We start from the raw sequence: 8,653 nt of genomic DNA, 5'->3' as shown, positions 1-8,653 counted from the left end.
CCTCGGTGATGCCGAGAAAGATTGCTGCGTCGGCCATATCGACACCACGCAGCACCGAGCTTCCACCATGGTTGCCACCGCGACCATTTTCGTTGCCGCCACGGCCGCTATCACTGCCGCCGCGACCGCCATTGTTGCCACCTGACGGACGATGCGAATCATTCGACGGGCCGGAACCGCCATCGCGGGATGATCCGCCGCCAATAGAAATATGCCCATCGACGTCGAGTTCCGTGTTCGTGGCGTCGATGGCAGCTTCCAGTTCCTCGGCGGTGATGCCCAGGTTCGCGGCCAGCGCGGTCAGATAGGCGTCTCTTGCCGATTCCTTCGTTTCGGTCGTCTGAGTGTCAGTCGTCGTGCTCTCGCCCGCTTCCGGCGTGGCTGCGTCTTGCGCACCCACGCCCCCGCCGATCAACGAGACTCCAAGCATGACCGCCAGCGCCAGGCTGCCGAGTGCCAGAAAAATGCGTTTCACGTCGCGCTCCTTGTGTTGTGTGAATCCGCGACTGGCGCCCTGTGCGCCCTGGTTCGTTCGCGGATTCACTCCTTCGAATGGTGTCCGCCTGGCTTGTGAGTATTCAGTCATCGCACTGAAGAACGACTGAAAAAACCGGGGAAAACGCTGAAGGTTTTCGAGTCTGGGAGCGCGATGGGATGGGACTCGGAATCATGTGAAGGCGGGGTGACCGCGCGGCCACCCCGTTGCTGAAGTCGGAACGGACAGCGAGATGAACTACGCGCCGGTCGCGGTGGTTTCCGGCGACGCTGCATCGGCAGCCAGACGAGCGTCGATGCGCTCGGTTGCCTGCTGGACCAGGAAGGCGCGAATCTCATCCTGGGTCTTGCCGTGCTCTTCGGCGATCTCGATGGGGGTCTTGCCGCTTTGCAGCTCTGCGCGCAGCTCGTCCTCGGTGATGCCCAGGAAGGCGGCGCCGTCGGTGAGATCGATATGCTCCAGCACTCGTTCGCGGCGGTCGTCGATGCGGTCCTGGATCATGTCCCGGAATCTGCCGCCGAATGGGCCGGGACCGAAGCCGACCTGATCGACGGTTGTGCCAATCGCGGTTTCCAGCGTCTCGACCGAGATGCCGAGGTTATCGGCCAGCGCGGAGAGGAAGCGATCGCGTTTCGAAGTCGTCTCGCCGGTTGCGGTCGATCCCGCTCCCGGTGTGCCGTTGGTTTGGGCGTCGACCACGCCGCCGACCATGGTGACCCCCAGCAGCGCGACCAGGCCGATGCCACCGATCGACTTGAGATACCGATTCATGGAAATGCTCCTTTGTCATGCCGCTTCGCGGCGGGATCCCGATTGGATCCGACAAGCGCCGCCTGGCACGATTTCAGGGTGACAGCCGTTGGTGAAGGCAGGACGCGCGGATTGCGGAGATGTTGTGAAGACCGTCTCGTACGTCGCTGCGGGTCGATTGGCACGTAAGAACAGGCCAATGTCGTCGCGTCGCCGTCTCGGCGGTGTGCATGATCGATTCGGGTCCAGATTGGGCGCATGTGGGTGCGCATCGCGTTGGTGGCGTGGGCGGAAAAGCGGCTGGCGATGGCATCGGGAATCGGCGTCGACCAACCGGTCTTCCGGATCGTCCTCGTCCTACTGTCACGGGTTCCTGCGCTGCGCACGAGTTCCTGTCATCGACGATCGATGACAATGCGTCTGATCGACCGGCTCGGCACAATCGGGCGCGCGGAGGAAGCCCGGATACCATCGCCGTTTGTGCACTCAGAGGGGAACCGCACCGTGCGGATTGGGATCTTTACTGACATCCACGCCAACTTCCCGGCGCTGGAGGCCGTGCTCGGAGCCTTCGCGGCCGAGCAATGTGACATCGTCGTGCACACCGGCGATGCCGTGGGGTATGGACCGCATCCGGGTGAGGTGGTCGAGCGCCTGTTGGGACTGGAGAACGCCATCCTGCTCATGGGGAATCACGACGAATATGCGGTGCAGGGTCCGGCGCATGCGCATATGGCGGGGATGGACCCGGTCGAGCGGGCGCATCAGGCATGGGTGCGATCGCACCTGACCGAAAGGCAGATTGCGGCGATGGCCGAATGGCCCTACCTCTACCAAGTTCAGACCAGCGGCGTGCATCTCGTTGCCTGCCACTATGCCCGGCTCACGGACGGAAGCGACTTTGCCCCGATCCTGAGAAATGCGCCGCCAGCCGCCTTCGATGCGCTCTTCGCGCCCCCCGAACCGGCCATCGTCTTCTATGGGCACGATCATCCAGCGGCCGATATTCAGGGACGCAGTCGATTCATCGACCCGGGATCGGCCGGTGTGGGGAGCTTCCCGGTGGCGCGCTATGCGGTCGTCGATCTCAGGGACGACAGCGCTCCCGGGGTGCGATGCGGATCAGTGAGGTATGACGGCGATCGGGTGCTGCGCGATCTGGAGGCACGACAGATGCCGGGTCGGTCGTACGTGATCGCAACGCTGCGGGACAACGCGTGAACGATGGGTCCCAGGAGCGGTGTGCTGATCCGGGAACGTGCGGAAGGATTGGCAGCCGGCTGGGAGCGAACCTGGCTTCTGGCAGGATGCAGAAAAAATGACCGGAGCGCATGGGGTCGCTCCGGTCATTTGGAAGGAGGAAGGGAAGGAGAGAAGCTTGAGAGGATGCTGTTCAGTGCCTTTCGGTTCAGATCGTTCTCCTGCAACCCTGCAGGTGATGATGCAGTTGTATCGCCGCAGGCTGAGCGGATCGTGACCAACAGCTGAAGAAACGGTGAAATCGTGTCTCTGGTGTCGTGCATGAATGGGGAGGCGTATTCCCGCGCTACCGATAGACTTCCGCAGGCAATTGGATTTCACGGGGAAGCTGCGCAACGGGCATGAGACGATCACGGGAAGAGTCGCTGGCGGCATTTGCGCCGGAGCGGTTTGGGTTCCAACGGTACAAGGGCGGCTGGACGATCGACTTTCCTGAGACGGGAACCGTTGCGTTCGCATCGCTCGATTGGGCGCACAACCAGGCGGCCAGTTACTGGCCGGGTGACGGCGACTGGTCGGTCAGCAACGCGCTCGAACTGATGGTGCAGCTACAGGAAGACGTCTGGGGCTTCGCGCCGCAGGACACTGTGCCAGTCAACATTCTTTCCATCATCGAGGATACCGGCGCGGCGCTGCTGGTGGCGTATCGCATGGACAAGGGGTTCAACGCCGACGGCTGGCTCGGGTTTGCCTTCGGGATCGGCACCAAGCATGGGGCGATGTACTCGCACATGCTCGGGGTGCATGCCGACTACCGTGGCGGAATCGATCTCGGGTGGTATCTGAAGGTCTTGCAGGGCTACTACTCCCTGAACGAAGGCTTCGACGAAATGACCTGGACCGTCGATCCCATGCGCGGCGCCAACGCGCGCCTCAACCAGGAGAAACTGGCCGCGACTGCCGTGAACCTGACGCTGGACAAATATGGGGTGATGCGCAGCACACTCTATGGCAATGTCCCGACCGACCGCTTCACCAACATGTGGGACATGCGTTCCAGCCTGGTGCATGAACGGCTGCAGCAGGTGTTCGATCGGCGCTATCGTCCGCGCCGTCCGGGCGATTTCGCCGGTGTGCCAGAAGTGACGATGGAGAATGTCGCCGAGTTGCGACAGGCGTTGCCTCCACAGCTGATTTACCGGGTTCCGGGCGATATCGACCAGTTGATGCGGATCGACGCGCAACGCGCGATCGACTGGCGCAACGAGATGCGCGCCGTATTGGGCACACTGATGACGCGGCGGGCAGCCATCGTGGGCGAGGATGTGGCCACCGACGGTCCGATCGCCATCCAGACGAGCGTGATCGATGGCCCATATGATGTCACCGGATTTGCGACCGAGGTGGACGACGCGGGAAACCGCGAGAGTTTGTTCCTGTTGGAATTGAAGGACGGCCGAGCATGAAGATGCAATCGATCGAGCTTTGGAATGTGCCGCTGACCCTGCGGTCACCGTTCACTACGTCGTTTGGCACGTATCGCCAGCTCGACCGGCCCTTTGTCATCGTGCGCACCACCGATGGGCTGACCGGCATCGGCGAGGTTCCAACGCTCAGCGACCCGGCCTACAAGGCGGAGTGCGATCCCTACTCGGCTATCACTTCGCTGCAGACCTTTGTCATTCCGGCGGTCTTCAAGCGGCAAAAGGAGATCGGCTCGATTGGCACCGTCGACGATCTGCGCGCGAGCTATGAGTGGATCAAGGGAGCCGGATTCGCCAAGAGCGGCGTGGAAGCGGCCTTCTGGGACATCGAGGCGCAGCAGAGGCAGCAACCGCTCTGGAAGCTTTGGGGCGGCCGCGCCCGGCAGTTCCCGGTGGGGGTGAGCATCGGCGGAAACACCGTCGACGATGTGCTGGCCCGCGCGGAGAAGGCGGTTGGGCTCGGCTATCAGCGGCTCAAGGTCAAGATCTGGCCAGGATTCGATGCCGCTCCCGCCGCCGCGCTGCGGAATGCGTATCCGGACATCCTGCTCCAGGTGGATGCCAACTCGGCGTACACACTCGATACCTGGACCGACTTGAAAGCGCTCGACGACCTCGAGCTGCTGCTGATCGAGCAGCCGCTCTTCGATGACGACATCGTGCTGCATAGCGAGATCGCAACGCAACTGAAGACGCCGGTCTGCCTGGACGAAAGCATCCATTCCCTGCGCGATGCGCAAGCCGCCATGCACCTCTGGCAGCGAAACGGCATCCTCGACCGGCTGATCATCAATATCAAGCCGCCGCGGGTTTCCGGATTCTCGGAAGCAATCGAGATCGCCAATGCCTGCAACGACCAGCAGGTGCGCACCTGGATTGGCGGCATGCTCGATTCGGCCTGGGGCAAGGCGATGAACCTGAACTTCAACGGGCTCGATTGCATCGATTTGCCGGGCGATCATTTCTCACCGGGCGGCCCCTATTTCGAGCAAGACCTGACCGTCGAACCGCTCGCCGCCCCGAACGGCATCTTCACGCTGACGGATGCTGTTGGCACGGGCGTGGTGTTCGATTGGAAGGCGTTCGAATCGCTCGGCTCCAAGGTGGCGGTGTTCGAGGGGTAGCGCCAGGCTTCGTTCAGCGTTACCTTTGTTCCAGGCACTGAAGGTTCGATCTGGGGGACGATTCGCGCTCGTTGGAGGCGCAGATTATTTCGTTCCTGCGCCCAAGCACCGTCGCTCCGCACTACGGGCATTGCGACGTTCGAGGGATACCCCAAACTCGCGCCGGGCGGGAAGATCGCCTCAGGACCAGTCGGCTGATTGACGGTCGTAGACAAACCTGGAGGGCGGACCATGGAGGGATGGAAACTGATCGTGGCCTGGATCGTGGCGGTGCTGCTCGGCGCGGCTGCGGGGTTCGCGATCGGGTGGATCATTTGGAAGCTCGGCTTCGAGCTGATCGGCAGCGCGATCGCGATGGTCGGAGCTGGAGTCGGCGGTATCGTGCTCTTCTTCTGGTTCATGAACTGGTCGGAAGACCGGAGACGGTAGGCGCCCGCGTACCCGATCGATCGAACGCGCATGTTGGAGCAAGCCTTCGCTGAAGCGCATGCAAACGGCTTGGGAAATGACCCAAGCCGTTTTTTCGTCGTGACAGCGGGACCGCCAGCTAGATGACCGTGATGTTCAGTGCCATGCCCTGCTCGTAGTCGGTGTTGGCATGGGAGGCGAGTTGGTAGTTGCCGGTGTCGGTAAAGGTCACGACCAGGGTGGCGGTCTCGCCTGGGGCAATGGTGACCACCTCGGCGGCGCCGGCATCGGATGAGATCGGCTCACCTTGCGAGCCGGCTGGCTCGATGACGAACTGGTGCTCGGCCGAGCCGAGATTGGTGATGTTGAAGGTGTATTCCGCGTCGGTGGAGAAGGTGACCGCGGCGGACTGGATATAGAACTCACGCATCGAGACCGTCACCGGGCCAGCAGCGCGCGGAGTGCCCATGTCGATTGCGGTCGGGGCCACCGGGGTGGCCGGGACACCGAGTTGATCGCCAGGAGCCGCAAGCCACCACGTTCCTCCAACGCCGTCGCCCAGCGTGTCGCCCGGGCCGGCATCGGCGTTGTAGGTGTAGAGCGGCATACCGTTGTAGGCGAGTTGCAGCTCGCCGTCCGCTCGCTCGAAGAGGGTGAGCTCGCCGGTTACGTCGGCAGGCAGCGCAAGCGGTTCGGTGGCGGAGAACGGTATCCAGGCGATTGCGCAGTCGTCCAGGCAACTGCTCTCATTCGCGACGGTATCCCCATCGGTGACGTAGAGCGAGCGGCCATCGGGCGTAGAGAAGTAGCGCCCCAGGGTGCCGCTTTCGCGCACGAAGATGGTGGCCTGGGCGCCACCGACAGCTTCAGGTGAGCCAACGGCTTCCGGACTGGCAACCGGGGTAGCGTCCTGGGCGGCGATGCCGATAGGAACCACGGCGAACAGGACGGTGAGCAGGAGCATAGCGAGGCGGTTCATGACGGGCCTTTCCTCGAAATTGGGCATTGCAATGCGGACTGTGCCAGCATCGTGACGAGCGGGCACATTGCCGTGCTGCAACTTTCCACCGACGACGGGGCTTTGTCAATTTCCCCTGCAGCATTGCCATGCTCGTCGACACGATCGCCAGGTATAGAATCACGCGCTTGCGTGAGAAGCCGCTGAGGAAGGGAACGGGTGGAATCGAGGAGCCGAACCAGCGGAGTGCCGTCCGGGATGTTGTTGCTGATCGGCACCGGCATTCTTTGGGGAACGATCGGCGTGGCGTCGAAAGGGGTCTTCGAGCATAGCGCGCTCGATGCCGTATCGGTGACCTGGATTCGCACGCTGCTGGCAAGTCCCATCTGCATTGTGGCGGTCTGGCTCGCTGGTGGGCGCACGTTGCTGAGCTTCACCCGGTCCGACTTGTTGCGCATGATCGGGCTTGGGATCGCGCTCATCCTCTACCAATGGCTCTACCTGGCGGCGATAGAACAGATCGGCGTGACGGCCACGACGCTCATTTCGCTCTGTGGCGCGCCGGTCATCGTGGCGGTTCTCTCGGTCCTGGTGCTGCACGAACCATTGAGCCAACCGCAGCTCATCGCGCTCGTCGGGGCGCTGATCGGAACCGGGATGCTCATTGGGCGGCCACCGGAGATGGAAGGTGGGAATGGACCGCTGGGTGTGATCTATGCGCTTGGCTGCGCGCTCGGCATCGCCATCCATGCCATGGGGAGTCGGAGTGTGGCCGGACGAATTCACCCGATGGTGGTGCTCGCCATCGGGTTCTCGGTTGGGGCGATCGCCCTGGCGCCGTTCGTCTTCGCACGCGGGTTCCACCCCGATGCTGATGCGACCGCGTGGGCGTTGCTGGTCTATTTGGCGACGGTGCCATCGTTCGTCGCCTACTTCTTCTATCAGCGGGGACTGCGCGACGTGCCGGCTTCGATGGCGACCATCGTCACGTTGATCGAGCCGCTCATTGCGGCGGTGCTGGCCTGGTTCTTCTTCCAGGAACGGCTCGGCTGGGTGGGCATCGCTGGTGGCGCGTTGCTGCTGGCGTCGATCTGGATCCTTTCCACCCGTGCGGTGAGGCGGAATCCGGTGCAACTGGTAGTCGAAGCCGAGGGATAGCCGCCGGGCTAGGATTGCAGTCCCTCGGGAAGGCCGGCGCGGGCGCGAATCTCTTCGACCACCTCGGTCTTGGCATCGGCGTAGTCCTGAACGAAGGCCCATTGCTGGGCGGCGAGCCGGCGCTTGGTGGTTTCGTAGAGCATCCGGTCATCGTCGTGGGCGCGCAGCCAATTGCGGAAACCGACCATGCGCTCGATTTCGACGCATCCAGGTGAGAAGACGTGCAGGTTCGCGTCCGGAGCGAAGCCTTTGAAGCAGCGATGCTCGTGCCAGTCGGTTTCCCTGATGTGCAGTTCGAATCCAGCAGCCTCCAGTTGAGGAACGTAGGCGGCTTCGTTCGACGAGTCTTCCACGATGAGCAGGATGTCGATGCGGGGTTTGGCCGCCAGACCCGGCACGGAGGTCGAGCCGACATGCTCCAGCATGACGATCCGGTCGCCGAGCGCATTGGCGATGGTCTGCCGGTGTTGTTCGTACTGGTTTGGCCAGTCGGGGTCGTAGTCGACCAGTTCGATCGTCGAGTGCAGGGGTGTCTGCCCTCGAATCCAGATATCGGCTTTCTGCTCGTCCGTGTAGCGGGCGCGCCCAGTTTCCCGCACGATCTGATCTTCTGGCACGTGAGGCTCCTCTCGAGTCGTACGAAACGCGAAGCCCGCCACTATACAACGGCAGTTCGCAAACGCAGGCAGAAACCATTCGGGACCGAGCGAGACCGTTTGGGGGCGTTCGGCAACAGTTGCCCCGCCTGATCGACACCGGTACACTCGCGATATGAGCGCGGCGGTGCCGCGGAATGCGCGGTGAAACCATGGTTGCAGAAATCACGAGAATCAACGCAGAAGGTCAATTGCCGATACCTGCCGATATTCGCCGGGAACTTGGGCTTGAAGAAGGCGATCTGATGGTGGTGGAAGAACGGGACGGTGTCATGATCGTTCGGAGAGCCACGCACGTCGAACAGACTGCTGGCGCCGGAGCGGCTTGGCGCGCGGATCCGCCGCTCACGCGAGAAGAAGAGGAAGACGCACTCGCGTGGGCGATTGGTCAAGCAGCTGCTCGGCATGAGTAGCTGGTA

The 8,653-nt window shown here is 62.6% G+C and carries 10 protein-coding genes; 6 read left to right on the top strand and 4 right to left on the bottom strand.

Going from position 1 to position 8,653, the window contains the following annotated elements; genetic code table 11:
- Together R2855_14355 and R2855_14350 are read right to left on the bottom strand one after the other, a co-directional pair.
- A partial coding sequence (locus tag R2855_14355; protein MEZ4532186.1) for a hypothetical protein occupies positions 1-475 on the bottom strand: 475 nt, incomplete at its 3' end.
- A 258-nt stretch (positions 476-733) separates the two neighbouring features.
- Positions 734-1,267, bottom strand: coding sequence for a hypothetical protein (locus R2855_14350; protein ID MEZ4532185.1), 534 nt, complete (start codon positions 1,265-1,267; stop codon positions 734-736).
- A 387-nt stretch (positions 1,268-1,654) separates the two neighbouring features.
- On the opposite strand from R2855_14350, the gene R2855_14345 reads away from it, so the two are divergent.
- The 4 genes from R2855_14345 (at position 1,655) to R2855_14330 (ending at position 5,483) form a co-directional block, all read left to right on the top strand.
- Positions 1,655-2,467 carry a metallophosphoesterase family protein gene (locus R2855_14345; GenBank protein ID MEZ4532184.1) on the top strand — a complete coding sequence of 271 codons (813 nt, stop codon included), beginning with the start codon at positions 1,655-1,657 and terminating at the stop codon, positions 2,465-2,467.
- Between the two features lie 380 nt (positions 2,468-2,847).
- Positions 2,848-3,912, top strand: coding sequence for a hypothetical protein (locus tag R2855_14340; protein ID MEZ4532183.1), 1,065 nt, complete (start codon positions 2,848-2,850; stop codon positions 3,910-3,912).
- Positions 3,909-5,054: an o-succinylbenzoate synthase gene (gene menC, locus R2855_14335; GenBank protein ID MEZ4532182.1), complete on the top strand. Its 1,146-nt coding sequence runs from the start codon at positions 3,909-3,911 to the stop codon at positions 5,052-5,054. The genes R2855_14340 and menC overlap by 4 nt, the downstream gene beginning before the upstream one ends.
- Before the next feature lie 231 nt (positions 5,055-5,285).
- On the top strand, positions 5,286-5,483 hold the full coding sequence (locus tag R2855_14330; protein MEZ4532181.1) for a hypothetical protein: 198 nt from the start codon (positions 5,286-5,288) through the stop codon (positions 5,481-5,483).
- Positions 5,484-5,601: 118 nt separating this feature from the next.
- Here R2855_14330 and R2855_14325 read toward each other — a convergent pair whose 3' ends face one another.
- A complete protein-coding gene (locus tag R2855_14325; protein MEZ4532180.1) occupies positions 5,602-6,441 on the bottom strand; it encodes a hypothetical protein in 840 nt (279 codons plus the stop codon).
- 198 nt (positions 6,442-6,639) lie between these two features.
- Between R2855_14325 and R2855_14320 the strand changes: the two genes are divergently transcribed.
- The gene (locus tag R2855_14320) at positions 6,640-7,578 is read left to right on the top strand and encodes an EamA family transporter (protein ID MEZ4532179.1); all 939 of its coding nucleotides are present in this window, start codon (positions 6,640-6,642) and stop codon (positions 7,576-7,578) included.
- An 8-nt stretch (positions 7,579-7,586) separates the two neighbouring features.
- Here the strand turns inward: R2855_14320 and R2855_14315 are convergent, their stop codons facing one another.
- On the bottom strand, positions 7,587-8,195 hold the full coding sequence (locus R2855_14315) for a GrpB family protein (protein ID MEZ4532178.1): 609 nt from the start codon (positions 8,193-8,195) through the stop codon (positions 7,587-7,589).
- Positions 8,196-8,371: 176 nt separating this feature from the next.
- Between R2855_14315 and R2855_14310 the strand changes: the two genes are divergently transcribed.
- Positions 8,372-8,647, top strand: a complete 276-nt coding sequence (locus R2855_14310) for an AbrB/MazE/SpoVT family DNA-binding domain-containing protein (protein MEZ4532177.1) — start codon at positions 8,372-8,374, stop codon at positions 8,645-8,647.
- Positions 8,648-8,653: the final 6 nt, after the last annotated feature.

The organism is Thermomicrobiales bacterium (genome assembly GCA_041390825.1).
In the GTDB taxonomy this organism is placed as follows: domain Bacteria; phylum Chloroflexota; class Chloroflexia; order Thermomicrobiales; family UBA6265; genus JAMLHN01.
The sequence above is the reverse complement of the archived record's forward strand: the minus strand, read 5'-3'. Positions and strand labels throughout refer to the sequence as shown.

Excerpts from the sequence above, each read along its gene's own strand:
- R2855_14330 (MEZ4532181.1), top strand. The coding sequence starts at position 5,286 with ATGGAGGGATGGAAACTGATCGTGGCCTGGATCGTGGCGGTGCTGCTC.
- R2855_14345 (MEZ4532184.1), top strand. The coding sequence starts at position 1,655 with ATGACAATGCGTCTGATCGACCGGCTCGGCACAATCGGGCGCGCGGAG.
- menC (MEZ4532182.1), top strand. The coding sequence starts at position 3,909 with ATGAAGATGCAATCGATCGAGCTTTGGAATGTGCCGCTGACCCTGCGG.
- R2855_14340 (MEZ4532183.1), top strand. The coding sequence starts at position 2,848 with ATGAGACGATCACGGGAAGAGTCGCTGGCGGCATTTGCGCCGGAGCGG.
- R2855_14325 (MEZ4532180.1), bottom strand. The coding sequence starts at position 6,441 with ATGAACCGCCTCGCTATGCTCCTGCTCACCGTCCTGTTCGCCGTGGTT.
- R2855_14350 (MEZ4532185.1), bottom strand. The coding sequence starts at position 1,267 with ATGAATCGGTATCTCAAGTCGATCGGTGGCATCGGCCTGGTCGCGCTG.
- R2855_14310 (MEZ4532177.1), top strand. The coding sequence starts at position 8,372 with ATGCGCGGTGAAACCATGGTTGCAGAAATCACGAGAATCAACGCAGAA.